Origin of the sequence: Sphingomonas limnosediminicola (assembly GCF_039537965.1) — a bacterium.
GTDB classification, from domain to species: Bacteria; Pseudomonadota; Alphaproteobacteria; order Sphingomonadales; family Sphingomonadaceae; genus Sphingomicrobium; species Sphingomicrobium limnosediminicola.
On sequence record NZ_BAABBM010000001.1, the window covers coordinates 845,941 to 872,202 of the forward strand.

Sequence of the window (26,262 nt, forward strand, 5' to 3'; positions counted from 1 at the left end):
TAGCGGCACAGCAAGATGGCTAGCCTCAAGGCTCTCAAGCTTCGCATCGGCTCGGTGAAGTCGACGCAGAAGATCACCAAGGCGCTGAACATGGTCGCGGCGTCGAAGCTGCGCCGTGCCCAACAGAACGCGACTGCGGCCCGACCCTATTCGTCACGCATGACGGAGGTGGTCGCTTCGCTTGCGTCTCGCGTCGCGCCAGGGCCGCAAAGCCCCAAGCTGCTGTCGGGCACCGGCAAGGACGACACGCACCTGATCATCGTCGCGACTAGCGACCGCGGTCTCGCCGGGGCGTTCAGTAGCAATATCGTTCGCGCCGTGCGCCGGAAGGCCGATGACCTCACCGCTCAGGGCAAGACGGTGCTATTCTACATCGTCGGCCGCAAGGGCCGTCCGGTGCTGCAGCGCCTGTACCCCAAACAGATCATCGCGCAGTTCGACACCAGCGAGATGAAGAACCCGTCCTATGCGGAGGCGCAGGCCGTCGCAAAGGACATCATCGATCGCTACGTGACCGACGGTATCGACGTCGTCCACCTCGCCTACGCGAACTTTCGCTCGACGCTGGTGCAGGAACCGACGATCGATCAGATCATCCCCGTGGTTCCTCGCGCAGCAAGCGAAGAGCCGACAACGGCCAAGGCCGCTGCGCCCACCGCCGTCGAGTATGAGCCGGACGAGGAAGAGATCCTCGCCGACCTCATTCCGCGCAACATCGCGGTGCAGGTCTATCGCGCGCTGCTCGAGAACCAGGCCGGTTTCTACGGCTCGCAGATGACCGCCATGGACAATGCGACCCGCAACGCCGGTGACATGATCAACCGCCTGTCGATCCAATATAACCGTCAGCGCCAGGCCGTGATTACGACCGAACTCATCGAAATTATCTCGGGCGCAGAAGCGCTCTAACGAAACTGAAGGCAAGGAAGACAGAAATGGCCACCGCCGCCGAGACCAAGCCCCGCACCCGCAAGGCCGCTGCCGCCACCGGCGGCGCGCAGACGCCTGCTGCAATCAGCAACCTGACCGGCCGCGTCAGCCAGGTCATCGGCGCCGTCGTCGACGTAGCGTTCGAAGGCAACCTGCCGCCGATCCTTTCCGCGCTGGAGACCGACAACGGCGGCAACCGCCTCGTCCTCGAAGTCGCCCAGCACCTTGGCGAGAACGTCGTCCGCACCATCGCGATGGACTCGACCGACGGCCTCACCCGCGGCCAGACCGTCAATGCCACCGGCTCGCAGATCCGCGTGCCGGTTGGACCGATGACGCTAGGCCGCATCATGAACGTCATCGGTGAACCGATCGACGAGCGCGGCCCGATCGGGAGCGACATGACCGCCTCGATCCACGCCGAGGCACCGCCCTTCGTCGACCAGTCGACCGAAGCCGCCATCCTGGTCACCGGCATCAAGGTCATCGACCTGCTCGCCCCTTACGCAAAAGGCGGCAAGATCGGCCTGTTCGGCGGCGCGGGCGTCGGCAAGACCGTCCTCATCCAGGAGCTGATCAACAACATCGCCAAGGGCCACGGCGGCGTGTCGGTGTTCGCCGGCGTCGGCGAGCGCACGCGCGAGGGTAACGACCTCTATCACGAGTTCCTCGAGGCGGGCGTCATTGCCAAGGACGCCGACGGCAATCCGACGCCGGAAGGCTCCAAGGTCGCGCTCGTGTTCGGCCAGATGAACGAGCCGCCGGGAGCGCGCGCCCGCGTCGCCCTGTCGGGCCTCACCCAGGCCGAATATTTTCGCGACCAAGAGGGCCAGGACGTGCTCTTCTTCGTCGACAACATCTTCCGCTTCACGCAGGCGGGTTCGGAAGTGTCGGCGCTGCTCGGCCGTATTCCTTCGGCCGTGGGCTACCAGCCGACCCTGTCGACCGACATGGGTGCGCTGCAGGAGCGCATCACCTCAACCAACAAGGGTTCGATCACCTCGGTGCAGGCCATCTACGTGCCGGCCGACGACTTGACCGACCCGGCCCCGGCAACCTCGTTCGCCCACTTGGACGCAACGACGACGCTGAGCCGCGCGATTTCGGAGCTCGGCATCTACCCCGCCGTCGACCCGCTAGACTCGGTCAGCCGCGTGCTCACCCCGGCCGTCGTCGGCCAGGAGCATTATGAGACCGCCCGCGCCGTCCAGGAGACGCTGCAGCGCTACAAGAGCCTGCAGGACATCATCGCCATTCTCGGCATGGACGAGTTGTCGGAAGAGGATAAGCTCACCGTCAGCCGCGCCCGCAAGATCCAGCGCTTCCTGTCGCAGCCGTTCCACGTCGCCGAAGTCTTCACCGGCATCCCGGGCAAGTTCGTCCAGGTCGAGGAGACCGTCCGCTCGTTCAAGGCGGTGGTGAACGGCGAATACGATCACCTTCCGGAAAACGCCTTCTATATGGTCGGCGGCATCGACGAGGCGGTCGCCAAAGCCGAGAAGCTGGCTCAGGAAGCCTAAGCCTTGGCCGACGAGCTCCGCCTCGAAGATTGCGTCAACACGCACTGCCCCTGGTCTGGCCATCCGGTCAGCAAGGACAGTCTGACGCTCTTCAAGGGCAAGGTCGTCGGTTTCTGCAACACCGGCTGCCGGGACAAGTTCGACGACGCAACGCAGGCGTTCGACAGAGAAATCGAAGGTAAGAAATAATGGCCGATTTGCATTTCGAGCTCGTCACCCCTGACCGGCTCGTCATGTCCGACGACGTCTACATGGTCGTCGTGCCGGGAACCGAGGGCGAGTCCGGCATCATGGCCGGGCACGCACCCTACATGACGACGCTAAAGAACGGCGACGTTTCCGTCTACCGCACCCAGAATGGACAGCCGGAGCGCATTGCCGTTACGGGCGGTTTTGCGGAGGTCAGCGACCGCGGCCTGACGGTCCTTGCGGAGAGCGCGGAGGCTTAAGCTTTCGCTAACCATTTTCCGCCGCGCTGGGATTAACGCAGTTAGCATTTTCTAAAAGTTTCGCTCTTATTCACCAGAACCATCCTTCACGCGGAAACCGCAACGGCAGGGGTGGAATGAGCGCATTCGGTAAACGTGCTGGCATGGGTGGAGCTCGACCGAGCTTCGGTGTTGCCAAGCCAATGAAGGGAAGCGGTTCGGCCGCCTCGGCCCCGGACCTCGGCGGAGATCAATTCCCGCCGATCGACGAACTTACGCCGACTCTGGATACGCCGATGGCCGAGAACGGCGCGCCGCAGGGCGCGCTGGATCGCCTGACGGCACGCCAAAATGCTAGCGGCGAAGCAGCCAGCAGCAAGTCGGAAGGTTTTGAGGCCTCGGTCCACCGCATCAAGGAGCAGGTGCTGCCGCGCCTTCTCGAGCGCGTCGATCCCGAAGCCGCGGCGACGCTCAGCAAGGACGAGCTTGCCGAGGAATTCCGGCCGATCATTTCCGAAGTCCTGAACGAGCTCAAGATCAACCTCAACCGCCGCGAGCAGTTCGCGCTGGAAAAGGTGCTCGTCGACGAGCTTCTCGGGCTCGGCCCACTCGAAGAGCTGCTCGCGGATCCGGCGATTAGCGACATCATGGTCAACGGCCCCGACCAGACCTACGTGGAGCGCAAGGGTAAGCTCGAGATCGCGTCGATCCAGTTCCGCGACGAAGAGCATCTGTTCCAGATCGCCCAGCGCATTGTGAACAAGGTTGGCCGCCGCATCGACCAAACAAGCCCGCTTTGCGACGCCCGTCTCCAGGACGGCAGTCGCGTCAACGTCATCATCCCGCCGCTGTCGCTGCGCGGCACCGCCATCTCGATACGTAAGTTCTCCGAGAAACCGATCACGCTCGACATGATGAAGGGCTTCGGTTCGATGTCGGAGAAGATGGCGACGATCCTCAAGATTGCCGGCGCATCGCGCATGAACGTCGTCATCTCCGGCGGTACCGGTTCGGGTAAGACGACGATGCTCAACGCACTCTCGAAAATGATCGACCCGGGCGAACGCGTGATCACAATCGAAGACGCGGCCGAGCTTCGTCTGCAGCAGCCGCACTGGCTTCCGCTCGAAACCCGTCCGCCGAACCTCGAAGGCCAGGGCGCGATCACCATTCGCGACCTCGTCATCAACGCCCTGCGTATGCGTCCTGACCGCATCATCCTAGGCGAAATTCGCGGACCGGAGTGCTTCGACTTGCTCGCTGCGATGAACACCGGTCACGACGGCTCGATGGCGACGCTCCACTCCAACTCTCCGCGCGAATGCCTCGCGCGTATGGAAAACATGGTGATGATGTCGGACATCAAGGTGCCGAAGGAAGCGATCTCGCGCCAGATCGCGGACTCGGTCGACCTCATTGTCCAGGTGAAGCGCCTGCGCGACGGTTCGCGCCGCACCACCAACATCACTGAAGTGATCGGCATGGAAGGCGACGTCATCGTCACCCAGGAGCTGTTCAAGTTCGAATATCTCGACGAGACCGCCGACGGGAAGATCATCGGCGAATATCGCTCGATGGGGCTGCGCCCGTACACGCTGGAAAAGGCCAAGCAGTTCGGCTTCGACCAGCCTTACCTTGAGGCCTGCCTCTAAGGCATCGTCTTTCTTTTATTGCTGTGCAACGCTGCGGCGGTTCCTCGAGGAGCCGCCGTATGCGATTCTGGGTTGCCGCCTTTGTTGCCGCCGTAAGCCTGTCGTCAATTGCCGACGCGAAAAAGGCGCCGCCTTTGCCGCCACCGGTCGAGGGTCAGACGGTGCAGTCGCCCGTCGCGGCTGGCGGCGTGCCCTACCTGCTGTTCCTGCCCAAGGGCTACAATGAGAGTACAAGCGAACGCTGGCCGCTCATTATCTTCCTGCACGGTTCGGGCGAGCGCGGCACGGACATAAATCTCGTAAAGAAGCACGGCCCCCCGATGCTGGTAGAGAAGGACCCCAGCTTCCCCTTCATCGTCATCTCGCCGCAGCTGACCGAGCAGACTTCGGCTGACGACGAATTCTGGCCAGTGCCACCGCTGGAAGCGTTGCTCGATCACGCGCTGAAGACCTGGCGCGTCGATCCCTCCCGCGTCTACCTGACCGGCCTCAGCCTCGGCGGCATCGCGACTTGGGATTGGGGCACCCAGCATCCCGAGCATTTCGCCGCGCTCGCGCCCGTCGCGGCGTTCGGCGATCCGAAGAAAGCATGCAAGGCGAAGGACATTCCCGTCTGGGCCTTCCACGGTGACCGCGACGATTCCGTCGACACCCGAGGCGATTTTGAAATGGTCGACGCTTTGAAGAAATGCGGCGCCCATCCGAGGCTCACCATTTACCCGAACACCGACCATTGGTCATGGGTCCCGGCCTACAACGATCCGGCCCTGTGGATGTGGCTCCTCGAACAACGGAAACCACTCGCGCCGAAGCCTGTCGCCGCAAAGCGAAGCCGCTAAATCACTGCATCCGAGGGAAAAATGGTGGGCGTGGCAAGGATTGAACTTGCGACCCCTGCGATGTCAACACAGTGCTCTACCACTGAGCTACACGCCCACCCGACGCCGACCCGAAGGCCGTCGGAGGCACGCATTTAGGGATGTGAATCGTTAGGCGCAACAGGCGTTTGCCCTGTTACAGCCGCCCGTGCTGATCCTCGGTCTGGAAGATGCGGTCGACCTCCATCACGAGGTCCTTCAGATGGAACGGCTTGGATAGCAATTTGGCTTCCGGCGCGGTGCGTCCGCCCTGTAGCGCGACGGCCGCGAAGCCGGTGATGAACATGATGCGGATCGACGGGTCGATCGCGCTCGCCTTCTGCGCCAACTCGATACCGTCCATTTCCGGCATGACGATGTCGGTGAGCAGCAGGTCGAACCTGTCGCTTTCCAGCAGAGGCATAGCCTCAGTACCACACCCGACAGACTGGACATCGTAACCAACGCGCTGCAGTGCACGCTGCAGATACTCGCGCATCGACGTGTCGTCTTCGGCCAGAAGGATTCTCGCCATGGCGCTTCTATGCTCTGTTCAATTGTGTTTTGCCAGAAGCGAATAACGATCTCGCGCGTTGCTTGGCCCCAACTACAGTCCTAACTTGGGACGAAACTTAACCGTGACTCTGCTCTCACTGCCAATCGTGCACCCGCCACGCGGCGAATTACCGGTACTCTTGTCGGTGCCGCATTCCGGCCGCGACTATCCCGATTGGCTGGTCGCGATGGCGGCTGCCGGGAAGCATTCGCTGGTGGCGCTGGAAGATCCCTGGGTCGACCGGCTGGTGTGGCGGGCCGTGCAGCAAGGCTGCGGCGCCGTCATCGCGCAAACGCCGCGCGCAGCGATCGATTGCAACCGTGCGGAAGATGAAGTTGACCCGTCAGTGGTCGATGGAGCCCGGCGCGAGCGCATCAGTGCCCGGGCGCGCGGCGGTCTCGGAATTGTCCCGGCGCGCACGCAACAGCACGGTTATCTCTGGCGACGGGCGATCACGCAGGGCAATCTCGCCGACCGCATCGACCAGGCGCACCGCCCCTATCACGACGCGATTGACGGGCAGATCAACCTGTTGCTCGATCGCTTCGGCTGCGTGCTGCTGCTCGACTGCCATTCGATGCCGCCGCCGCCGTCGGGCATTCCACCCGTCGTATTTGGTGATTGCCGCGGGCGGACCGCGGACGGCTCGCTAAGCCGGGAAGCGCTGGCGATCGCCAACCGCTGCGGCTTCGCGGCAGGGCTCAACGATCCTTTTGCGGGAGGCTACGTCATCGAGCGGCATGCGCGGCCAGCGCACGGCGTGCATGCGCTGCAAATCGAGCTCGACCGTCGCTGCTATCTGGATCACGCGCTGCGCTCGCCGGGCCCGGGATTCGATGAAGCGGCGTTGCTAATAGAGGCCCTGGCGATCGGCCTTGGTGAAGCGCTCAGCGGCCGTCAGTTCGCTACGGCCGCCGAATAGCTCAGACGGTGGCGGGTGCCGGCTGCGGCACCTGCTCGGGCGCCTTGCCCTGCTGCATCTGCCGCGCGAACACATCGCGCATCTGCGACAGCGAGAAAAGATGCGCATAAACCAGCGGCAGCATGCCGTTCTGGTTCATCTTGCGCAGCTCGTCGCCGCGAAGTTCGCGGAGCTTTTCTTCGTCGACCATGCGGAAGCCGCGATAAACGAAGGGCTGCTCGAAGCCCTCTGGCTGGATGGCGACTTCGCCGTCCATCAAAAGGTTGCTCTTCAACAGGTCTTCCATGAACGCGGAGGTGCGCTGGCCGGCCGCCTCGAACTGCTCGCAGAACTGCAGGATCGCGAGTGTCGCTTCGCTCGGCTTCTCGCCGTCGAACAGCGCCTCGCCTTCGAAGTCGCCCACGGCGTTTGCCGACGGGTCGAAGCACAGCGACAGCTCGTCGCTGTCTGGACGCAGCCGCGCCAGCAGGAACGGATAGCGGCGGATGTAGGCCGGAATGTACATCGACGAGTCAATCGCGCGGCCGTCGTCGGTAAGGAAAACGTTGACGCCCTCGTTGAGGCCCATAAGCGCCATCGGGATCGGGTTTTCGCCAATCGAAAAGACGATCGGATAGTGGCGCTGCACCAGCGTGAACTCGTCGACCGTCAATGGAATCGCATGTGTCTTGCCGATTTGGCCCATGCTGACGACCGAACGGACCTTCATGTTGCCATGCTGGGTCACGTTCAGCGGCTCGATGCCTTGGTAGAAAAGGGGCAAATTCTGAATGGGGGCGGCGGAAGCCATCCTGATCATCTCCTGGGGACAGCGTTGACGGCACGCACGCGTAGCCGCCAGCAGCAGTTGGGTGGCGCTCTATTGGCCTTGGCGAGCGAAGGCAAGTCGCGCGCGAGAGAGGGTAGCTCGCCAGTTCATTGACCATTCAACGCCCTCCTGCGAAGCCATCGCCTCCGCGAGGGTCATTTTCATAAGTGTTTGGCGCGTCAATCTTCAGCCTGATTCCATTGATGCTCGGGCTCGCTACGGTGCAGCCTGCGGCGGTGCAGGCGGTGACGCGCCTGGTCGTGCAGGAAGGCGTGATCCTGCGCATTCCGATCGAGCCCCGCGGGCTGATGCCGCAGATCCGCTGGCAAGAGAAGAAGGGGCCAAAGTGCGTCCCGGCGGGCGCCATCCGAGGGGCCCTTCTTTCAGGACCCGAACAGGTCGACTTCCTGCTTTTCGACCGCAGCCGCATCCGCGCCCAGTTCGACGAGGATTGCCCGGCACTCGACTTCTACAACGGCTTCTATCTCCAGCCCAAAGGCGAGAAGGTCTGTGCAGGCCGAGATGCCATCCACTCGCGGATCGGTGGCAGCTGCACCATTGAACGCTTCAAGGTGCTGGTTCCACATATCGCTCGTTAGCTCTTGGTTTTCGCAGGCCGACACCCCATTTCCTTGACAAGTCGGGCAGTGTCCGCAAAGCCCTGCGCTGTAGCTGCAGCGGCCTATCGAGTAGCCTCTGGCTCACCCCTTTCTTCCGGATTTTAAATGACTTTTGCCGATCTCGGCCTTTCAGATGAGTTGCTCCGCTCGGTAGCCGACAGCGGCTATGGCGAGCCTACGCCGATCCAGCGCGCGGCTATTCCGCCGGTGCTGATGGGCAAGGACCTGATCGGGATCGCGCAGACCGGCACAGGCAAGACGGCCAGCTTCGTGCTGCCGATGCTAGATATTCTGCACCAGGGCCGCAGCCGCGCCCGCATGCCCCGCTCGCTGATTCTCGAGCCGACGCGCGAGCTCGCGCAGCAGGTTTCGGAGAATTTCGACAAGTATGGCAAATATCACCCGCTTTCGATGGCGCTACTGATCGGCGGCGTGCAGATGGGCGACCAGGTGAAGGCGCTCGAAAAGGGCGTCGATGTGCTCATCGCGACGCCGGGCCGCCTGATGGACCTCTTCCAGCGCGGCAAGATCCTGCTCACCGGTTGCGAGTTGCTCGTCATCGACGAAGCCGACCGCATGCTCGACATGGGCTTCATCCCGGACATCGAGGAAATCTGCTCTAAGCTGCCGAAGTCGCGGCAGACCCTGCTGTTCTCGGCGACGATGCCGCCTCCGATCCAGAAGCTGGCGCAGAAATTCCTCAACGACCCCAAGCGCGTCGAGGTCGCTCGCCCGGCGACCGCCAACGTCAACATCGAGCAGCGCCTGGTCGAAGTCCGCGGCGACAAGAAGAAGGACGCTCTCCGCGACATCCTCCGTCACGAGGAATTCAGGAACGCGATCATCTTCTCGAACCGGAAAACGACGGTCCGCGAACTTGCAACGAGCCTCAAGCGCTCCGGCTTCTCCGTCGGCCAGATCCAGGGCGACATGGATCAGTCTGACCGCATCGCCGAATTCGATCGCTTCAAAGAGGGTGACATCAACATCCTCGTGGCTTCTGACGTCGCCGCGCGCGGCCTCGACGTCAAAGGCGTGAGCCATGTCGTCAACTTCGACGTTCCGTGGCAGCCCGACGATTATGTCCACCGCATCGGCCGGACCGGTCGCGCCGGAATGACCGGGATCGCGATCACGCTGGCGACGCGCGAGGACGCCGAAGCAGTCCAGCGCATCGAGAAGCTGATCGGCCACAAGATTCCCCGCGCGGGTACGCCGGCGAAAGAGCCGGAAGCCCAGCCCGCACCTGCTCCCAAAGCCGAAGCGAACGCCAAACCAAAAACTCCTTCGCGCGCGAAAAAGCCCAAGGCCGTCGAGCATGCGCCAAAGGTCGAGCCGATCGAGCAAGCGGCGCCTCCGCCGGAGCGCTCACCGGTGGTCGAGGATATGGAGGGCGACTGGAACGGTCCCCTGCCCTCATTCCTGTCGGTCAGCGCGGTATAATCGCTGACACTGGAAAGCTCGTCCTAAGGTTCTTAGCTCGCGTGACGGGCTGCAAGAAAAGGGACCTCGATGACTGACAGCACCGACTATTCTCCCCCCAAGGTCTGGACCTGGGACCAGCCGAGCGGCGGCCAGTTCGCCAGCATCAACCGCCCCGTCGCCGGACCGACGCACGACCAGGAACTGCCGGTCGGGAAGCATCCGCTGCAGCTCTATTCGCTCGCGACTCCGAACGGCCAAAAGGTCTCGATCATGCTCGAAGAGCTGCTCGAGAGCGGCCATCCGGATGCCGAATATGACGCGTGGCCGATCCGCATCGGCGATGGCGACCAGTTCGGCAGCGGCTTCGTCGACATCAATCCCAACTCAAAAATCCCGGCCCTCGTCGACCGCGGCGGTCGCGAGCCGGTTCGCGTCTTCGAATCCGGCGCCATCCTCGTCTACTTTGCGGAGAAATTTGGCGAGTTCCTGCCCGTCGCCGGTCCCGAACGCGCCGAGACGCTCTCCTGGCTGTTCTGGCAGATGGGCAGTGCACCATTCCTCGGCGGCGGCTTCGGCCACTTCTTCTCCTACGCGCCGGTGAAGATCGAATATGCGATCAACCGCTACGCCATGGAGGCCAAGCGCCAGCTTGATGTCCTCAACCGCCGCCTCGCCGAGAGCGAATATGTCGCCGGCTCCGATTACACGATCGCCGACATCGCGATCTGGCCCTGGTACGGCGGAATCGCGATTGGCCGCTCCTACCCGGGCGCCGACGAATTCCTCGCCACGCACGAGTACGAGCATCTGGTGCGCTGGGCAAAGCAGATCGACGCGCGCCCCGCCGTGAAGCGCGGCCGCATCGTCAACAAGCTGAGCGGCGACCTCAACGAACAGCTCCACGAACGCCACGACGCCAGCGACTTCGAACTGCGCACACAGGACAAGCTGCTGCCGGTCGACGAGACCGAAGCCGTGAAGGACGACGCGATTTAGGCTTTTGCACGATAGCGCTGGAGGAATTCGCCCGCGAATGCCTCCAGCCGCGCACCTGCGATTGCGTCGCGCAGCCCCTGCATGAGGCGCTGGTAGAACCACAGATTGTGCTGCGTCATCAGCATCGCGCCGAGGATTTCGCCCGACTTTACGAGATGGTGAACATAGGCGCGCTCGAACTGGCTACAGGCCGGGCACGGGCAGCCCGTCTCGATCGGGTTCGTATCCTCCGCGAAGCGCGCATTGCGCATGTTGATCGGCCCGTCGGCAGTGAACGCCTGGCCAGTGCGTCCTGAACGCGTCGGCAGCACACAGTCGAACATATCGACGCCGCGCCGCACCGCCTCGGCGATGTCGTCCGGCTTGCCGACTCCCATCAGGTAGCGCGGCTGGCCGACCGGGAGCATGCCGACGGCGAAGTCGAGCGTGCCGAGCATCGCCTCCTGCCCCTCGCCCACCGCGAGCCCGCCGACCGCATAGCCGTCGAACCCGATGTCGATCAGCGCCTCCGCCGAGCGCCGCCGCAATTTCTCGTCGAGCGCGCCCTGCTGGATGCCGAACACCGCAGCTCGCTCGGCATGTTCGCCACCGCGGTCGAACTCCTCGCGAGAGCGCTTCGCCCAGCGGATGGAGCGCTCCATCGCCACGTCCTGCTGCTCGCGTGTCGAGGTCGTCGGCACCAATTGGTCGAACTGCATGACGATGTCCGACCCAAGCAGCCGCTGCACCTCTATCGACCGCTCCGGCGACAGCATGTGCCGCGATCCGTCGAGGTGGCTGGCAAACGACACGCCCTCCTCGGTAACCTTGGTCAGCTCGGACAGGCTCATCACCTGATAGCCGCCACTGTCGGTCAGGATGGGCCGCTCCCAATCCATGAACCGGTGAAGCCCGCCCAGCTTCGCAATCCGCTCCGCGCCCGGCCGCAGCATCAGATGATAGGTATTGCCGAGGATGATGTCGGCGCCGCTCGCGCGCACCTCCTCCGGCCGCATCGCCTTCACCGTCGCCGCCGTTCCGACCGGCATGAACGCCGGCGTCCGGATCTCGCCGCGCTGCATGGCGATCGCGCCAGTGCGCGCGGGACCGTCCGTGGCAGAAACTTCAAACAAAAATCGCGTCATCGCGCGCGGCCTAGCCGCAGCGGCGCGCGAGAGAAAGCTAGGTCGGCTTTTGAACCACGATGCGCTGCATGTCGCGCATGTTCAGCTTGAAGTGCAGCTTGTTGAAGTGGAGCGCGTCCGATGCGCCCTTCAGCAGCTTCTGCACGGCCCTGCTCTTGCTGATCACGCCGACGTTCCAGGCCAACCGGTCAAGGCTCAGCGACCGCCCGACGTAGCGCCACTGCTTTGTCTTGAAGCCGGCCTTCTCCGTCAGCTTGCGAAGCGAATCCGTCGTGAAGAAATAAATGTGCCCGTCGCAGCTGAGGCTCCGCTCGCGCTTGCCCAATAGCTTGAACATCAAACTGTCGTAGCGCGGCGTTTCGAGCACCAAATGCCCGCCCGGCTTCAGGACTCGGAAGATGGTCTCCAGCGTCGCAAGCGGATCCGGCACATGCTCGATGACGTGCAGGAGAACGACGACGTCGACCGAATTGTCGGGAATGCCCGACGTCTCAAGGATCGTCGGCAGCGCCTTCAGGCCCTGCTTCCTCTCGATATATTCGCAAAAGCCGCGGTCGGGCTCGATGCCCGTCACGTCCCAGCCATCCTCGGCGAACGCCTTGAGCAGGAAGCCGACGCCGCAGCCAAGCTCGATCAGCTTGCCGCGCTGGGGATAGAGCTTCTTCAGATATTCGCGCGTGTCCGCATAATCGCGAACCTGCACCCGCTCCTTGTCGAAGCGGCCCGGATCATAGGCCTCGGGATCGCCGGTGACCGAAGGGTCGTAGTCCTTGACCAATTCCTGGTCGGCGGGCCGGATGCGCGGGTTGGAGTACATCAGCCCGCATTTGCGGCAGGCGACGATCTGGTTGTGCTGCGCGACGCCAGCCTTGAACAGGACTTCGGCATCGTCCGCTCCGCACAAATTGCAGGGGACGTTGGTTACGGCAGGCTCAACGGCCTTAAGCGCGGAAACTGACATAGCCTTAGGAGCTTAGCGCATGCATGCGTCGTGTAAATGACGCGGCAGCCCCGGCGCTCGACGCGTCTCCCATTGAAACAGCGACTAGCGCGGTAGCAGCAGGCTCGCGTCACCGTAGCTGTAGAAGCGGTAACCTTCGTCGATCGCGTGCCCGTAGGCCGCCTTCATCGTCTCTAGCCCCATCAGGGCGCTGACCAGCATGAACAGGGTCGACTTCGGCAGGTGGAAGTTGGTGACGAGGCCGTCGATCGCCTTGAAGCGATAGCCGGGCGTGATGAAGATGGCGGTGTCGCCTTCGAAAGCGTGAATCGTGCCCGCGCCGTCCGCCGCGCTTTCGAGCAGACGCAGGCTCGTGGTGCCGACTGCTACTAGCCGGCGGCCGGCAGCGCGGACCTGGTTCAGGCGCGCCGCGGTGGCCTTGTCGATGCGTCCCCATTCGGCGTGCATCTGATGGCCCGATGTGTCCTCGGCCTTCACCGGCAGGAACGTGCCCGCGCCGACATGGAGCGTCAGCGTTTCCATGCCGATGCCGCGCTCCGACAGCGCTTCGAGCAGGCGCGGCGTGAAGTGAAGCGCCGCTGTCGGCGCAGCCACCGCGCCCTCCTCCCGGGCAAACATGGTCTGGTAATCCGCCTGGTCCTCGGTGTCGGCCGGCCGCTTCGATGCGATGTAGGGCGGTAGCGGCATGCGACCTGCACGTTCGAGGAGCATTTCTACCGATTCCTCGCCATGGAAATGCAGCAACGCCGATCCGTCGAGTGCCTTCTCGATCACCGACGCACGCACGTCGGAGCCGAAGTCGATGACGTCCCCTTCCCGAGCTCGCTTGGCATTGCGGAGAAACGCCTGCCACTCGCGCGGTCCTTCGCGTTTGTGCAGCGTCGCGCCGATGTTCGCGTCGCCGCGCTTTCCCTCGAGCTGCGCGGGGATGACTTTCGTATCGTTGAACACCAGCACGTCGCCGGGTTCGAGCAGCTGCGGCAGGTCGAGCACCTGCCGATCCGCTATCTCCTCGCCGCGCACCAGCAGAAGACGCGCCGAATCGCGCGGCCGCGCCGGCCTCAGCGCAATGCGTTCTTGGGGTAGCTCGAAATCAAAGAGGTCGACGCGCATGCACGCGCCTTAGCGTCACTTTGCGGGCGCTGCAGCCATATCGCCGAGCGTTGCGCGAATGATCTTCGTCGGGTTCGCTGGCGGCTCGCCAACCGCGATCGCGTCGACCGCGTCCATGCCGGAGATCACTCGGCCCCAGATCGTATACTGGCCATCGATACCCGGGTTGGGCGCGAACATGATGAAGAACTGGCTGTTCGCGGTGTCAGGCTCCTGCGTCCGGGCCGCAGCGACAGTGCCGCGCATGAACGGCACGGACGTGAACTCCGCCTTCAAATCAGGTAGGCTCGAACCGCCTTCGCCGGTGCCCTTCGGATCGCCGCCCTGCGCCATGAAGCCCGGCACGACGCGGTGGAACGTAAGGCCGTTGTAGAAGCCCTGCCGCACGAGGGTCTGCACCCGCTGCACATGGTTCGGCGCAAGGTCGGGCCGCATCTGGATGACGACGGTGCCGCCGTTCGACAGCTCGAGCGACAGCTTGTTCGCCGGGTTCGCGACAACGTCCGCAGGTGCGACGAGGCTGGGCTCAGGCGGAGCCACAGGCGCCTGCTTCGGCGCAGCGGCGATCAACGCGAGTGCTGCGAACGGCAGCGCGAACAAAGCTTTGAACATAATCCTCCCCAAGTGCGACGGGCCGATGCGCCCCGTTCGCTGACTTTACCGTGAACCGCCGCTCAAGAGCCGGCGCACATCCTCGGCGACGGCTGGCGTAACGAACTTGTCGATGGCGCCCCCGAAGCGAGCAATCTCCTTGACCAGCTTGGACGCGATCGGCTGCAGCGAGACGTCGGCCATCAGGAAGACGGTCTCGATATCGTCGTTCAGCTGCTGATTCATCCCCGCCATCTGGAATTCATATTCGAAGTCGGCGACAGCGCGCAGTCCGCGCAGGATCGCCGTCGCGCGCTGTTGCTCGGCGAAATTCATCAGCAAATTGTCGAACTCGACCACCTCGATGTTGCCGGGAAAGCCGGTGACCTCGCGCTTCACCATCGCCAGCCGCTCCGCGACCGAGAACATCGGCTCCTTGGACGGGTTGGTGGTGACGCCGATGACCAGCTTGTCGACCAGGTGCGCACCGCGCCGGATGATGTCGAGATGCCCGAGCGTGATCGGGTCGAACGTTCCGGGATAGACCGCGATTTTCATCCTCAGTGATCCCTTTCAATTGCGAAGCGCGCGATAGAACGGAGCAAGTCGGCTTCCTCGCCGTGGCCCGAAAGATGCTCGATCGCTTGCTCGACGAGCAAAGCCGCCTGCTGGCGGGCGCGGTCTTCGCCCAGAAGCGAGACAAAGGTCGCTTTGCCCGCATCGGCATCGCGGCCGAGCGGCTTGCCCGCCGCTGCTTCATCGCCGCTATGGTCGATGAGGTCGTCGGCGATCTGAAACGCAAGGCCGATGTTACGCGCGTAGCCGCGATAGGGCGTACGCGATTCCGCCGGTAGCTTGGCCATGATGCAGGCGGCCTCGACCGAATATTCGATCAGCGCCCCGGTCTTTAGCTGCTGCAGCCGAGTAATCGCCGGCAGGTCCAGTGTCTGACCCTCGGCGATCAGGTCCATCATCTGCCCGCCGGCCATGCCGCTCGGCCCCGCAGCGCGCGCCAGCTCCAACAAGAGTTCGCACCGCACGAACGGATCGTCGCTGGTGTCGGGGTCGGCGAGGATCTCGAACGCCAGCGCGTGCAGGCTGTCGCCGGCTAGCACCGCTTCCGCCTCGCCGAACGCCTTGTGCACGGTCAGCTTGCCGCGCCGCAGCTCCGCATCGTCCATGCAGGGAAGGTCGTCGTGGATCAGCGAATAAACGTGGATCGCCTCGATCGCGCAGCCGACCCGCAGCGCTCGCGCCGGGTCGATGGCAAATAGCCGCGACGCCGCAATCGTCAGCAGCGGGCGCAGGCGTTTTCCGCCCCCGATCGCGGCATGGCGCATGGCGTCGAACAACCGCTGACGGCTGTCACCGGTCGGTGCGAGCAGATTGGCGAAGAATTTGTCGACGTCGACGCGAACCTGGGCGGATTCCGCCTTCAGCTCCTCGGCAGCGCAGTCGATGGTTTCAACCGGCATCGAACGGCTTGAGGCCGGCAGGCTTGCCGTCGCTGCCGAAGGCGATCTGTTCGATGCGCGCCTGCGCGTCCTTGAGGCGAGCCTCGCAATGCCGCTTCAGGCGGTCGCCTTCCTGATAGAGCTCGATCGACTTATCGAGCGGTGCCTCGCCCTTTTCTAGCGTGCGCACGATCTCTTCCAGCCGGGCAAGCGCGGCTTCGAAGCTCAACTGGCTGACGTCTTCAGCGGTGGTGGCCATGACCCAATGTCCCCCTGGCGGGCCCGTGAATCAACAGCGGCTTATTCGGCGACCGGCGTGTTCTTGAACGGGTCACGGATGCCCGGGAAGATTTCGTCCCCGAGCGCGTCCTCGCCGGCACCAGCTAGGGCGGCTTCGGCGTCGCGGGCATGCTGCTCGCGCTCACGGCGAAGCTGTTCGATCAGCGCGTCGCGGTCGCCTTCGAAGCGAGTGTCGACATGCGCCGGGGCGCCCGCCGCCTTGGCCGCCTTGGCAACCGCCGCGTCCAGCTCGCGCTGTGTGGTCAGGCCCAGCGTCACCGGATCCTTCGGCGTGATGTTCGCCATGTTCCAGTGGCTACGGTCGCGGATCGCAGCGATGGTCGTGCGCGTCGTGCCGATCAGCTTGCTGATCTGGCCGTCGGTGACGTCCGGGTGATTCTTGATGATCCAGGCGATGCCGTCGGGCTTGTCCTGGCGCTTTGACACCGGCGTGTAGCGCGGCCCCTTGGTGCGGCGGACTTCTTCCGGCGCCTTGATCATCTTGAGCTTGTAATCCGGGTCGGCCTGGCCGCGCTCGATCTCGTCGTGCGTCAGTTCGCCCGCGCGGATCGGGTCGCGGCCCGTCAGCTTGGTCGCCGCCGTGTCGTCGGCGATCGCCTGCACCTCGAGGATGTGGAGCCCGCAGAATTCGGCGATCTGCTCAAAAGTCAGCGAGCTATTGTCGACCAGCCAGGCGGCGGTCGCATGAGGCATCAGGGGCTGGACCACGTCGGGTTCCTCCGGAAAACATCTGAAAACGAAACAAATAGGGCCGCCCCTTTCGGAGCGGCCAGCTTGGCGAGCGATGTAAACCGGCACTGCCCTTGGGGCAAGGGCGTTGCACCTGTTGCTTAAGCGCCGAGCGGGATGAAGCGCGGCAAGGCTTGCAGCCGCTCCAGCCAGGCGCTCAGATGAGGATAAGTGGGCAGATCGAACGCGGCGTCGCCCGCAACGTGCGTGTAGGCGAACAGGCAGACGTCGGCGAGGCTGACGGCATCGCCGACGAACCAGTCCCGCTCCGCCAGATGTTCGTCCATCAGCTTGAGCGCATCCTCGCCTGCCTGACGTTTGAACGGCAACTGCAGCCGCTGAGCCTCGCTCAGTTTGTCGACCCCGACCCAGCCCATCCAGAAGCGGAGCGTCGCGATGTTTGGCTCGTGGTTGTATTGCTCCCAGAACATCCAGCGCAGCATGTCGGCATGGGCGAAGGCGTCTTGGGGAATAAGCGCGCTTTCGTCCGCTAGAAAATGACAGGCGGCATTGCTCTCCGGGATCGAGCGGTCGCCGACCTGAAGCACTGGGATGCGTCCGTTCGCGTTCACTTTCGCGAGGAACTCGGGCGTGCGCGTCTCGCCCTTCATGATGTCATATTCGCGCCGCTCGAGCTCCAGTCCCAGCAGCGCCGCTGTCAGCCGTACTTTGTAGCAATTGCCCGAAGCTGCATATTCATGAAGCACCAGGCGCTCAGTCACGGAGCAACCTCCAGCACGATCTTTCCAAAATGCTCACCCGCTTCCATCCGCGCGTGCGCTTCGGCCGCATGGCTAAGCGGAAAGGTGCTGTCGATAACGGGCCGCAGCCGGCCGCCCTCAACGTAGGGCCACACAGTGTGCGCGATCTCGCTCGCGACCATCGTCTTGAACTCGACCGCGCGCGGCCGAAGCGTCGAACCGGTCAGCGTCAGGCGCCGCCGCATCACGTCGGAGATCAAGATCTCCGCACTGGCCCCTCGCTGGAACGCAATCGAGACATGGCGGCCGTCGACCGACAGCGCTCGCAGATTGCGCGGGACATAGTCGCCACCGACCATGTCGAGCACGACCTGCACGCCGCGCCCTTCGGTCAGCTTCAGAACCTCATCGACGAAGTCCTGCTCGCGATAGTTGATGGCCGCGACCGCCCCGAGCTGCGCTGCCTGCGCGCATTTGTCGTCGGACCCGCAAGTCACGATCACATGGAGGTTGAACAGCTGGCCCAGCAGCAGCGCCATCGTCCCGATCCCACTGGTGCCGCCGTGGACCAACACCCAGTCTCCGTCGGCGGCGAAGCCGCGCTCGAACAGGTTCACCCAGACGGTGAACAGGGTCTCCGGCATCGCTGCCGCCTCTATGAGCGAGATGGCGTCGGGCACGACCAGGCATGTACCAGCGGGCGCCACGCAATATTGCGCGTAGCCCCCACCCACCACGAGGGCACAGACGTGCAGCCCCATGAGCGCCTCGGCACCCTCGCCCACCTCTATGACTTCGCCGGAAACTTCCAGCCCGAGGATGTCGGGCGCGCCCGGCGGCGGCGGATAGAGACCCCGGCGCTGGAGGATGTCGGGACGATTTACTCCTGCGGCCGCGACCCTGATCAGGACCTCGCCCGGCCCCGGACGCGGAACCGGCCGCTCGATCAGCGCCAGTTCCTCGGCGCCGTCAGGCTGGGGTGCCACCAAAGCAAGCATGGATGATGGGATGCTCGACACGCGCCGGGCTTATTGACTTGAGGGCCTCACGGGTCAACGTTTCCGTCATGGACCTTGAGGATCTGTTCCCGAGCAAGCCAGGCGACCCGCTGGTCGAGCTTGGCAAGCAGGACCTCGACCCCTTGTCAGTCGACGAGCTCCTCGCGCGTATCGAAGCCCTGAAGGCTGAAATCTCGCGTGTCGAGGCCCATATGGCCCGGGCGGAGACTCACCGCTCCGCGGCCGAAGAGCTCTTTAAAAAGCCGTGATCGGCCAGGCCGTTCACGACCCGACAATATTCTGGCGCGATAATCTGTTGAAAACACGGGCCTCGGCACTTGATTGCCGCGTCCTCGCGTATGACATTCATTTGAAAGCCCACGGGCTCCCTCCGTGGGCACGGAGTAATTAGCTAAATGCCTAGTTTCGCTCGCGAACTCGAACAGACCCTCCACAATGCACTGGGGGAGGCCAGCAAGCGCCGTCACGAGTATGCGACTCTTGAACACCTTCTGATTGCGCTCATCGATGACGAGCATGCTTCCAAAGTGATGACCGCCTGCGGCGTCGCCCGGGACGAGCTGCGCGCATCCGTGAAGCAATATCTCGACAATGAGCTGCAGGCGCTCGTCGCCGACAGCGCCACCGATCCGACGCCGACCAGCGGCTTCCAGCGCGTCGTCCAGCGGGCGATCCTGCACGTCCAGTCGTCCGGCCGCGACGAAGTCACGGGCGCCAATGTGCTCGTCGCCCTCTTCTCGGAGCGCGAGAGCTATGCCGTCTATTTCCTGCAGCAGCAGGACATGAGCCGCCTCGATGCCGTGACCTACATCAGTCACGGCGTGGGCAAGGGCGAAGGTGCGCCGGAAACCCGCGCGCCCGAAGGCACCGAGGAAAAGAACGAGAAGGAGGGCGCCAAGAAGGAGTCCGCCCTCAAGCAGTTCACCATCGACCTCAACGAGAAGGCGCGGACCGGCAAGGTCGATCCGCTCATTGGCCGCATGCCGGAGGTGGAGCGCACGGTGCAGATCCTCTGCCGCCGTTCGAAGAACAACCCACTCTATGTCGGTGAGCCGGGCGTCGGCAAAACCGCCATCGCCGAGGGCCTCGCCCGCAAGATCATCGAGGGTGACGTTCCCGAGGTCCTGAAGCCCGCGACCATCTACTCGCTGGACATGGGCGCGCTGCTGGCGGGCACGCGATATCGCGGCGACTTCGAAGAGCGCCTTAAGTCGGTCGTGTCGGAGCTCGAGAAGCTCCCGCATGCGATCCTCTTCATCGACGAAATCCACACGGTAATCGGCGCCGGCGCCACCTCGGGCGGCGCGATGGACGCGTCGAACCTGCTCAAGCCGGCGCTCTCCTCGGGCGCGATCCGTTGCATCGGGTCGACGACCTACAAGGAGTTCCGCAATCACTTCGAGAAAGATCGGGCGCTGCTCCGCCGTTTCCAGAAGATCGACGTAAATGAGCCGACGATCGAAGACACGATCAAGATCATCGCCGGCCTGCGCTCGTCGTTCGAAGGCCACCACAATGTCCGCTACACGCCCGACGCGATCAAGTCGGCGGTCGAGCTGTCGGCGCGGTACATCCACGATCGCAAGTTGCCGGACAAGGCGATCGACGTGATCGACGAAGTTGGCGCCATGCAGATGCTGGTGCCGCCAAGCCGCCGCAAGAAGATCATCACGCCCAAGGAAATCGAAGCCGTGGTCGCAACCATGGCGCGCATCCCGCCCAAGTCGGTCTCGGCCGACGACAAGCAGGTGCTCGAGCACCTCGAAGCCGATCTGAAACGGGTCGTTTTCGGCCAGGACATGGCGATCGAGAAGCTGGCCTCCGCGATCAAGTTGTCGCGCGCAGGCCTTCGCGATCCCGACAAGCCAATCGGCAACTACCTCTTCTCCGGCCCCACCGGCGTCGGCAAGACGGAAGTAGCGCGCCAGCTCGCCTCGGTCATGGGCATCCCGCTGCAGCGCTTCGACATGTCCGAATATATGGAGCGCCACTCGGTCAGCCGGCTGATCGGCGCGCCTCCGGGCTATGTCGGCTACGACCAGGGCGGCCTGCTGACCGACGCGGTCGACCAGCATCCGCACAGCGTGCTCCTGCTCGACGAGATCGAGAAAGCGCACCCGGACCTGTTCAACATCCTTTTGCAGGTGATGGACAACGGGAAGCTCACCGATCACCACGGCAAGACGGTCGATTTTCGCAACACCATCCTGATCATGACCACCAATGCCGGCGCGTCTGACATGGCGCGTGAAAGCATCGGCTTTGGCGCTGCCACCCGTGAGGATGCGCAGGAGGATGCGGTCAAGAGGATGTTTACGCCGGAATTCCGCAATCGCCTCGATGCGATCGTGCCGTTCGCCTACCTGCCGCCGGCAGTCGTCGCACGGGTCGTCGACAAGTTCATCCTGCAGCTCGAGCTTCAGCTCGCCGATCGCGCGGTGCATATCGAGCTCGACGACGAGGCGCGGCAGTGGCTCACCGATCGCGGCTACGACAAGCTCTACGGCGCGCGTCCGATGGGCCGCCTCGTGCAGGAGAAGATCAAGCAGCCGCTCGCGGAGGAACTATTGTTCGGCAAGCTGGTCAACGGCGGCGAGGTCAAGGTCCGCATCAAGGACAATGCCCCATCGTTCGAGATCGTGCCCGCAGCGCCCAAGCCGACCAAGGCCAAGAAGCCGAAGGCCGACAAGCCTGCGGCGAAGAAAAAGGCCAGCGGCGAAGCGCCGGCGGCAGAGTAGTTCGCCTGAATTGCAGCAAAGGGCCGGGAGGAAACTTCCGGCCCTTTCTTTGCACTCAATAAGGCGCGTTCGGCCGCCGACGAACCCGGCCAATGCCGGGCGGCGGCGAGATCCCTTGCACGAGCGCCATTGCGTCTGTGGGACCGCGCACCTGTGTTGTGTCGGTCGGCAAGTCAGGCGCGACGAACCATCCGTCGTGTACGCTGCGCGCACCGGCGGCGTATGACGCCACCGCATCGGTCGCCGTCAACAGAACCGCGAGCGCAAGGAGCTTACCGCCAAACCGCCGCCGAACCCGCCGCGGCCCGTCCATCAGCCACGGGAGCCTGTCCCATTCTTCCTCGATCAGACCGGTGGTCGCCAGCCACGGCTCGAACGCCGTCTCGTGTTTCATGATTCGACCGTAGCGTCAGCCGAAACGACTGCCAGTGAAGAATAATTTAATTCCCGATTTCCACAGGGTTCAGGCTGAAAGCTCGGTTTAGAAGGCACGGCGTCGAGGTTGAAACGAATGCCCCCGGACGACTTTCCAGGCTCCGTGACGAATCGTCATAAATTACAACCGCCGTTAATGATTCCCGATTGCTTTACCTAGTCCGCTCGGGTGTGCGGAAACGCCGACTGTTGCTCTGGGGACACACAAATCTCAGGGTGAACCCCGATGTCCGTCCAGACCGTGAGAATTAGTCTCGTCCCCTTCGAACCAGGGGATACCAAATGATGAAGCGCTTCACCGCTAAGCAATGTCTCATGCTCGGCACGGTCCTCGGTGGATCCGGGTTCCTGCTAATGCCGACGGCGGCCTACGCGGACTGCCTTCCTGACGCACCGGGAACGACCGTCGTCTGCAACACGAACGACGCAGACGGATATCAGACGGGCCTGAACGGCGTCACGATACAGGTTGAGCCGTTGACGGTCATCGGGACGGGCGCGGTCACGCCGAGCCCCCTGCTTTCGGCCGGCACTGGTAGCGTCGTGAACAACGAGGCAATCATCACCTCCGGCGATGTGGCCATTTCGCTCGGCGGCGGAAGCACCGTCAACAACAGCGCGGCAAACAGCGGGCTGATCATCGGCGACGTGCTATTCGGCGCGACCACTGGCACGCAGGTCAACACATTCAACAATCTCGGCGGATCGGCGACGCTCGTCGGCGACTTGACTTCGACCGGGGCCTTGGTCGTGAACAATCTCGGTGCTGGCACCGTGATCACCGGCGACATTACGTCGGGCGGACCACTCACCCTTCTTAACGACGGCGGCACGATCGGCGGCTCGATCTTCGGATCAAGCAGCGCCGACATCATCACCATCATCAATGGCGGCACGATCGGCGGAACGATCTCCTTCGCCGGCGGGGGTGACACCTTCACCATCGGAACGGGAACAACCTATACCGGCAACGTCGACTTCGGCGACGGCAACAACACGCTCAACAACGACGGCACGCTGAACGGCAATGTGACCGCCTTGGGCGGTGACGATACCGCGAACAACACCGGCACGATCAACGGCGACATCGATCTCGGCGATGGCGATAATGTGCTCGACAACTCCGGCGCCCTAAACGGCAACTTCACGGCTGGAAGCGGCAATGATTTCGTTCTCAATAGCGGGACGATCGTTGGCGACGTCTCCCTTGGCGACGGCACCAACACCGTCGACAACTCGGGCATCCTCACCGGCAATCTGGCGACCGGCAGCGGCGATGACTCGGTCGACAACAGCGGCATCATCACCGGCGACGTCGCTCTTGGAGATGGCGACAATTCGCTTTTCAATTCCGGCATCCTCACCGGCAACCTGTCCGCCGGAAGCGGCGATGACCTGGTCGACAATAGCGGCATCATCACCGGCGACGTCGCACTCGGCGACGGCAATAATACGATCGACAATAGCGGTAACATTACCGGCAACATCACGACCGGCAGCGGCAACGACACGCTTGCCAACGCCGGCGGAGTCGTCACTGGCGACATCGATCTCGGCACGGGCGCGGACGCCATCAGCGACCTTGCCGGCACGGGCACGGTCACCAAATCTGGTTCCGGCACGCTTACCCTGAGCGGCGACAACACCGGCTATTCGAACGCCGGCACTGTCCTCGACATCAATGGCGGCGGCACGGTTTCGATCGGCGCCTCGAACAACATGTTCACGGGCGGCATCTCGATGGATGCCGGAACGCTCCAGACGACCGGCGCAGCAACGCTTTCGAACTTGATTGCGCTTGGTGCGGGCGGCGGAACGTTCGATACCGGCGCCGATCTCACGCTGACCGGGATCATTTCCGGTGCGGGCGGGCTGACCAAGACCGGAACGGCAAGCCTGATCCTCAGCGGCGCCAACACGTACTCCGGCTTGACGACAATCTCGGCCGGAACGCTGGTGCTGCAGGATGCGGCCATCAACAACGGCAGCGACATTGTCGACAATGCCCACCTCGTGTTCGACGATTCGATCGGCGGCACATACGGCGGCGACATCAGCGGCACTGGCGATGTGACGAAGACGGGTATCGGCACGACGACGCTGACCGGCCTCAACACCTACACCGGTCCGACGTTCATCCTCGACGGCATCCTCGCTGTTGGTCCGACCGGCATTGGCGATCTTTCCGCCGTAACGGTCAACGCACCGGGTTCGCTGCAGCTTCTTGCCGACGAAACGATCGGTAGCCTGGCCGGCGACGGCACGGTCAACGGCGCCTTCATGCTGACGACTGGCGGCAACAATGGGACGACAACCTTCTCGGGCGACATCACGATCGATTCGCTCGACAAGGTCGGAACCGGCACCTTCAACCTGACCGGGACGAACGTGTTCACGACGGGGATGGCAGTCGACGCCGGAACCGTGACGATCGGCGGAGACACGACCAGCCCAACGAATACGGTTGCGGGCGGTGCGACGCTCAACGTTCTGACGGCGGGTTCGCTCACCGGTGACGTCACGAGCGACGCCGGATCGACGACGATCATCAATGGCCTGGTGACCGGCAATGTAGACAACGCAGGCGCACTTTCGGGTGCCGGCACTGTCGTCGGAGCGCTAACGAACAGCGGCAGCTTCAGCCCTGGGAATAACAGCAGGGCCATCTTCAATGTCGATGGCTCGTTCACCCAGACTTCCACCGGAACGCTGAGGGTCGATATCACCCCGCTAGCCGTGCCTGGTACCGGTTATGATCAGGTGCTGGTCACCGGCACGCCCGGGACTGCAGCGCTCGACGGCGCACTGGTTGTCACGCTGACCAATGGCTTGAGCTCGCCGCTTGGGCCGTATGTCGCAGGCAGCACCTACGACGTCGTTGATGCACTGGGCGGAATTACAGGCAACTTCACAAGCGTGACCGGCAACGTCCTCTCGCCGTTCATCACGCTCGCGCCGACCGGCGTTGTCAGCCTGGCCGGAACGGAAGACGTCTACCGGCTGACCGTGGCTCGGACGGCCTATGCGGTGGGCATTCAGCCCGGCGCTACGCCGAACCAGATCGCGGTCGCCACCGGCTTCCAGGGCCTGGTGAATGGCGCGACCGGCGACGCTGCCGTGGTAGTGTCGGGTGTCGACGCAATGACCGCCGACCAGGCGCGCCTCTTCTTCGACGAAACGAGTCCTGCGCCTTACGGTGGCTACGCCCTCGCTCTCCTGCATCAGGGCGAGCTTTTCTCGCGGCAGATCCACCTGCAGATGCATGAAACGCCGAACGTCCTGCCCGGCTTCGACATCTGGGGCCGTGGCTACAAGATGTGGGGCAACGGCAAGGACAACGGGTTCGAAAGAGGATCTGATATCGACACCTGGGGCCTGACCGCGGGTGTTACCTATCGCTGGACCGACTTCTTCATCGGTGCGGCGGGCGGCTGGTCCAAGTCCACTGTCGACCACAATGCCGGGTTCAGCAGCGGCGACAACAAGGGTTGGCAGTTCGGCGTGTACGGCGGCTGGCAGGGCGGCCCGTGGAGCGCCGACCTCCAGGTCGATTACCTTCACGGCAAGGTCAACGCGCATCGCTTCATCGACGTCGCATCGATCACTCGCGAAGCAAACGGCAACACCAGCTCCCACGGTTGGAAGTTCGTCGCCACCGGCGGCTACGACTTCGATCTCGCGGGCATGAAGCTCCGGCCCTTCATCGGTCTGGACTATGTGAACGGCCAGGTGAATTCGTTCACCGAAACCGGCGCCGGCGCGCTCAATCTGACGGTTGACGACATCGACGCCAAGCGCACCGACCTGATGCTTGGCCTGGATCTGAAATCGAATCCGAACGCTCAGATCTCGCCATACGGCCGGCTGGTTTACCGCTACAATGTTCACAACCAGAACGGTCACATCAACGCGCTGTTCAACGGCGAAGCCGACACCGCCTTCCAGGTTCGTGGAGGCAACGACAACAAGAGCCAGGTCGATCTCGATGTCGGCGTGAACTTCCAGGCGAACCCGAACCTGGCAATCTTTGCCGGTTACGAGGGTTCGTACCGGAAGAACCTCAGCGGCAACGGCTTCTCGGCGGGTCTGAGCTACTCCTTCGGGGCTCCGCCACCGCCGCCGCCACCACCGCCGCCGCCGCCGCCACCGCCGCCGCCTCCTCCGGCGACGCAGACTTGCCCGGATGGCTCGGTGATCTTGGCGACGGATACGTGCCCGGCACCTCCTCCTCCGCCGCCGCCACCACCGCCGGCGCCGGAACGAGGCCACTAAAGACTGACACTCCCAGCGGGGTGGAAGAACGGGCGGGGTCGAAAGGCTCCGCCCTTTCTATTTGATCGGCAGAAAGCAGACATCCGCTGCCAGCCTGTCGATGAACCGCTT

Annotated in this window: 26 protein-coding genes and 1 tRNA gene; 13 read left to right on the forward strand and 14 right to left on the reverse strand. The window is 63.6% G+C overall.

Translation table 11 applies throughout. From position 1 onward, the window contains the following. Window positions 1-15: 15 nt before the first annotated feature. The 6 genes from ABD704_RS04370 to ABD704_RS04395 all read left to right on the forward strand — a co-directional run bounded on the left by ABD704_RS04370 (window position 16) and on the right by ABD704_RS04395 (window position 5,369). Complete coding sequence (locus tag ABD704_RS04370) at window positions 16-909, forward strand: F0F1 ATP synthase subunit gamma (RefSeq protein WP_344698463.1); 894 nt, start codon at window positions 16-18, stop codon at window positions 907-909. 26 nt (window positions 910-935) lie between these two features. Beyond that, the gene (gene atpD / locus ABD704_RS04375) at window positions 936-2,450 is read left to right on the forward strand and encodes a F0F1 ATP synthase subunit beta (protein WP_344698464.1); all 1,515 of its coding nucleotides are present in this window, start codon (window positions 936-938) and stop codon (window positions 2,448-2,450) included. A gap of 3 nt (window positions 2,451-2,453) precedes the next feature. Then, the gene (locus ABD704_RS04380) at window positions 2,454-2,639 is read left to right on the forward strand and encodes a glutathione S-transferase (protein ID WP_344698465.1); all 186 of its coding nucleotides are present in this window, start codon (window positions 2,454-2,456) and stop codon (window positions 2,637-2,639) included. Beyond that, the gene (locus tag ABD704_RS04385; RefSeq protein WP_344698466.1) at window positions 2,639-2,899 is read left to right on the forward strand and encodes an ATP synthase F1 subunit epsilon; all 261 of its coding nucleotides are present in this window, start codon (window positions 2,639-2,641) and stop codon (window positions 2,897-2,899) included. The genes ABD704_RS04380 and ABD704_RS04385 overlap by 1 nt, the downstream gene beginning before the upstream one ends. Window positions 2,900-3,015: 116 nt before the next feature. After that, complete coding sequence (locus ABD704_RS04390) at window positions 3,016-4,530, forward strand: TadA family conjugal transfer-associated ATPase (protein ID WP_344698467.1); 1,515 nt, start codon at window positions 3,016-3,018, stop codon at window positions 4,528-4,530. A 59-nt stretch (window positions 4,531-4,589) separates the two neighbouring features. Then, complete coding sequence (locus ABD704_RS04395; protein WP_344698468.1) at window positions 4,590-5,369, forward strand: carboxylesterase family protein; 780 nt, start codon at window positions 4,590-4,592, stop codon at window positions 5,367-5,369. Window positions 5,370-5,391: 22 nt separating this feature from the next. Here ABD704_RS04395 and ABD704_RS04400 read toward each other — a convergent pair. Next, window positions 5,392-5,466, reverse strand: a tRNA-Val gene (locus tag ABD704_RS04400). Window positions 5,467-5,544: 78 nt separating this feature from the next. Next, window positions 5,545-5,922 (reverse strand): cell cycle two-component system response regulator CpdR, encoded by a 378-nt coding sequence (cpdR, locus tag ABD704_RS04405; RefSeq protein ID WP_344698469.1) that lies wholly within the window; start codon window positions 5,920-5,922, stop codon window positions 5,545-5,547. Window positions 5,923-6,025: 103 nt separating this feature from the next. Between cpdR and ABD704_RS04410 the strand changes: the two genes are divergently transcribed. Then, window positions 6,026-6,865, forward strand: a complete 840-nt coding sequence (locus ABD704_RS04410) for an N-formylglutamate amidohydrolase (protein ID WP_344698470.1) — start codon at window positions 6,026-6,028, stop codon at window positions 6,863-6,865. 1 nt (window position 6,866) lies between these two features. On the opposite strand, the gene ABD704_RS04415 is transcribed toward ABD704_RS04410, so the two are convergent. Then, entirely contained in the window at window positions 6,867-7,655 is a 789-nt protein-coding gene (locus ABD704_RS04415; protein ID WP_344698471.1) for a SapC family protein, read from the reverse strand. 221 nt (window positions 7,656-7,876) lie between these two features. Here ABD704_RS04415 and ABD704_RS04420 point away from each other — a divergent pair, with 221 nt between their 5' ends. From ABD704_RS04420 to yghU, 3 genes are all read left to right on the forward strand, one after another. Then, the gene (locus tag ABD704_RS04420) at window positions 7,877-8,272 is read left to right on the forward strand and encodes a hypothetical protein (protein ID WP_344698472.1); all 396 of its coding nucleotides are present in this window, start codon (window positions 7,877-7,879) and stop codon (window positions 8,270-8,272) included. A 126-nt stretch (window positions 8,273-8,398) separates the two neighbouring features. Next, window positions 8,399-9,736, forward strand: coding sequence for a DEAD/DEAH box helicase (locus ABD704_RS04425; protein ID WP_344698473.1), 1,338 nt, complete (start codon window positions 8,399-8,401; stop codon window positions 9,734-9,736). A 69-nt stretch (window positions 9,737-9,805) separates the two neighbouring features. Then, a complete protein-coding gene (yghU, locus tag ABD704_RS04430; protein ID WP_344698474.1) occupies window positions 9,806-10,714 on the forward strand; it encodes a glutathione-dependent disulfide-bond oxidoreductase in 909 nt (302 codons plus the stop codon). Here the strand turns inward: yghU and tgt are convergent. The 10 genes from tgt to ABD704_RS04480 form a co-directional block, all read right to left on the reverse strand. Then, window positions 10,711-11,838 carry a tRNA guanosine(34) transglycosylase Tgt gene (gene tgt, locus ABD704_RS04435; protein ID WP_344698475.1) on the reverse strand — a complete coding sequence of 376 codons (1,128 nt, stop codon included), beginning with the start codon at window positions 11,836-11,838 and terminating at the stop codon, window positions 10,711-10,713. The two genes, yghU and tgt, sit on opposite strands and share 4 nt — an antisense overlap. 37 nt (window positions 11,839-11,875) lie before the next feature. Further along, window positions 11,876-12,799 (reverse strand): methyltransferase domain-containing protein, encoded by a 924-nt coding sequence (locus ABD704_RS04440; protein ID WP_344698476.1) that lies wholly within the window; start codon window positions 12,797-12,799, stop codon window positions 11,876-11,878. An 84-nt stretch (window positions 12,800-12,883) separates the two neighbouring features. Beyond that, window positions 12,884-13,912, reverse strand: coding sequence for a tRNA preQ1(34) S-adenosylmethionine ribosyltransferase-isomerase QueA (queA, locus tag ABD704_RS04445; RefSeq protein WP_344698477.1), 1,029 nt, complete (start codon window positions 13,910-13,912; stop codon window positions 12,884-12,886). 15 nt (window positions 13,913-13,927) lie between these two features. Beyond that, window positions 13,928-14,524: a peptidylprolyl isomerase gene (locus ABD704_RS04450; protein ID WP_344698478.1), complete on the reverse strand. Its 597-nt coding sequence runs from the start codon at window positions 14,522-14,524 to the stop codon at window positions 13,928-13,930. A gap of 45 nt (window positions 14,525-14,569) precedes the next feature. Continuing rightward, window positions 14,570-15,061 (reverse strand): pantetheine-phosphate adenylyltransferase, encoded by a 492-nt coding sequence (gene coaD / locus ABD704_RS04455; protein WP_425565392.1) that lies wholly within the window; start codon window positions 15,059-15,061, stop codon window positions 14,570-14,572. A gap of 2 nt (window positions 15,062-15,063) precedes the next feature. Next, window positions 15,064-15,978: a polyprenyl synthetase family protein gene (locus ABD704_RS04460; RefSeq protein ID WP_344698479.1), complete on the reverse strand. Its 915-nt coding sequence runs from the start codon at window positions 15,976-15,978 to the stop codon at window positions 15,064-15,066. Continuing rightward, window positions 15,968-16,216: an exodeoxyribonuclease VII small subunit gene (locus ABD704_RS04465; RefSeq protein WP_344698480.1), complete on the reverse strand. Its 249-nt coding sequence runs from the start codon at window positions 16,214-16,216 to the stop codon at window positions 15,968-15,970. Before ABD704_RS04465 ends, ABD704_RS04460 begins: the two co-directional genes overlap by 11 nt. Before the next feature lie 41 nt (window positions 16,217-16,257). Next, on the reverse strand, window positions 16,258-16,950 hold the full coding sequence (locus tag ABD704_RS04470; RefSeq protein ID WP_344700487.1) for a cell cycle transcriptional regulator TrcR: 693 nt from the start codon (window positions 16,948-16,950) through the stop codon (window positions 16,258-16,260). Between the two features lie 137 nt (window positions 16,951-17,087). Continuing rightward, complete coding sequence (locus tag ABD704_RS04475; RefSeq protein ID WP_344698481.1) at window positions 17,088-17,708, reverse strand: glutathione S-transferase family protein; 621 nt, start codon at window positions 17,706-17,708, stop codon at window positions 17,088-17,090. After that, window positions 17,705-18,685 (reverse strand): NAD(P)H-quinone oxidoreductase, encoded by a 981-nt coding sequence (locus ABD704_RS04480; RefSeq protein WP_344698482.1) that lies wholly within the window; start codon window positions 18,683-18,685, stop codon window positions 17,705-17,707. The genes ABD704_RS04475 and ABD704_RS04480 overlap by 4 nt, the downstream gene beginning before the upstream one ends. Before the next feature lie 68 nt (window positions 18,686-18,753). On the opposite strand from ABD704_RS04480, the gene ABD704_RS04485 reads away from it, so the two are divergent. Next, entirely contained in the window at window positions 18,754-18,954 is a 201-nt protein-coding gene (locus ABD704_RS04485) for a DUF1192 domain-containing protein (protein WP_344698483.1), read from the forward strand. A gap of 147 nt (window positions 18,955-19,101) precedes the next feature. Beyond that, a complete protein-coding gene (gene clpA, locus ABD704_RS04490) occupies window positions 19,102-21,444 on the forward strand; it encodes an ATP-dependent Clp protease ATP-binding subunit ClpA (RefSeq protein WP_344698484.1) in 2,343 nt (780 codons plus the stop codon). Between the two features lie 55 nt (window positions 21,445-21,499). On the opposite strand, the gene ABD704_RS04495 is transcribed toward clpA, so the two are convergent. Beyond that, window positions 21,500-21,838 carry a hypothetical protein gene (locus ABD704_RS04495; RefSeq protein WP_344698485.1) on the reverse strand — a complete coding sequence of 113 codons (339 nt, stop codon included), beginning with the start codon at window positions 21,836-21,838 and terminating at the stop codon, window positions 21,500-21,502. 323 nt (window positions 21,839-22,161) lie between these two features. On the opposite strand from ABD704_RS04495, the gene ABD704_RS04500 reads away from it, so the two are divergent. Then, a complete protein-coding gene (locus ABD704_RS04500) occupies window positions 22,162-26,151 on the forward strand; it encodes an autotransporter outer membrane beta-barrel domain-containing protein (protein WP_344698486.1) in 3,990 nt (1,329 codons plus the stop codon). Window positions 26,152-26,262 lie beyond the last annotated feature (111 nt).

Coding starts and splice junctions, on each gene's coding strand:
- ABD704_RS04420 (WP_344698472.1), top strand. CDS start 7,877: ATGCTCGGGCTCGCTACGGTGCAGCCTGCGGCGGTGCAGGCGGTGACG.
- tgt (WP_344698475.1), bottom strand. CDS start 11,838: ATGACGCGATTTTTGTTTGAAGTTTCTGCCACGGACGGTCCCGCGCGC.
- ABD704_RS04480 (WP_344698482.1), bottom strand. CDS start 18,685: ATGCTTGCTTTGGTGGCACCCCAGCCTGACGGCGCCGAGGAACTGGCG.
- ABD704_RS04440 (WP_344698476.1), bottom strand. CDS start 12,799: ATGTCAGTTTCCGCGCTTAAGGCCGTTGAGCCTGCCGTAACCAACGTC.
- clpA (WP_344698484.1), top strand. CDS start 19,102: ATGCCTAGTTTCGCTCGCGAACTCGAACAGACCCTCCACAATGCACTG.
- ABD704_RS04390 (WP_344698467.1), top strand. CDS start 3,016: ATGAGCGCATTCGGTAAACGTGCTGGCATGGGTGGAGCTCGACCGAGC.
- cpdR (WP_344698469.1), bottom strand. CDS start 5,922: ATGGCGAGAATCCTTCTGGCCGAAGACGACACGTCGATGCGCGAGTAT.
- queA (WP_344698477.1), bottom strand. CDS start 13,912: ATGCGCGTCGACCTCTTTGATTTCGAGCTACCCCAAGAACGCATTGCG.
- ABD704_RS04415 (WP_344698471.1), bottom strand. CDS start 7,655: ATGGCTTCCGCCGCCCCCATTCAGAATTTGCCCCTTTTCTACCAAGGC.
- ABD704_RS04500 (WP_344698486.1), top strand. CDS start 22,162: ATGATGAAGCGCTTCACCGCTAAGCAATGTCTCATGCTCGGCACGGTC.
- ABD704_RS04395 (WP_344698468.1), top strand. CDS start 4,590: ATGCGATTCTGGGTTGCCGCCTTTGTTGCCGCCGTAAGCCTGTCGTCA.
- ABD704_RS04370 (WP_344698463.1), top strand. CDS start 16: ATGGCTAGCCTCAAGGCTCTCAAGCTTCGCATCGGCTCGGTGAAGTCG.
- ABD704_RS04460 (WP_344698479.1), bottom strand. CDS start 15,978: ATGCCGGTTGAAACCATCGACTGCGCTGCCGAGGAGCTGAAGGCGGAA.
- ABD704_RS04465 (WP_344698480.1), bottom strand. CDS start 16,216: ATGGCCACCACCGCTGAAGACGTCAGCCAGTTGAGCTTCGAAGCCGCG.
- ABD704_RS04425 (WP_344698473.1), top strand. CDS start 8,399: ATGACTTTTGCCGATCTCGGCCTTTCAGATGAGTTGCTCCGCTCGGTA.
- ABD704_RS04470 (WP_344700487.1), bottom strand. CDS start 16,950: ATGCCTCATGCGACCGCCGCCTGGCTGGTCGACAATAGCTCGCTGACT.
- coaD (WP_425565392.1), bottom strand. CDS start 15,061: ATGAAAATCGCGGTCTATCCCGGAACGTTCGACCCGATCACGCTCGGG.
- ABD704_RS04385 (WP_344698466.1), top strand. CDS start 2,639: ATGGCCGATTTGCATTTCGAGCTCGTCACCCCTGACCGGCTCGTCATG.
- ABD704_RS04450 (WP_344698478.1), bottom strand. CDS start 14,524: ATGTTCAAAGCTTTGTTCGCGCTGCCGTTCGCAGCACTCGCGTTGATC.
- ABD704_RS04485 (WP_344698483.1), top strand. CDS start 18,754: ATGGACCTTGAGGATCTGTTCCCGAGCAAGCCAGGCGACCCGCTGGTC.
- ABD704_RS04495 (WP_344698485.1), bottom strand. CDS start 21,838: ATGAAACACGAGACGGCGTTCGAGCCGTGGCTGGCGACCACCGGTCTG.
- atpD (WP_344698464.1), top strand. CDS start 936: ATGGCCACCGCCGCCGAGACCAAGCCCCGCACCCGCAAGGCCGCTGCC.
- yghU (WP_344698474.1), top strand. CDS start 9,806: ATGACTGACAGCACCGACTATTCTCCCCCCAAGGTCTGGACCTGGGAC.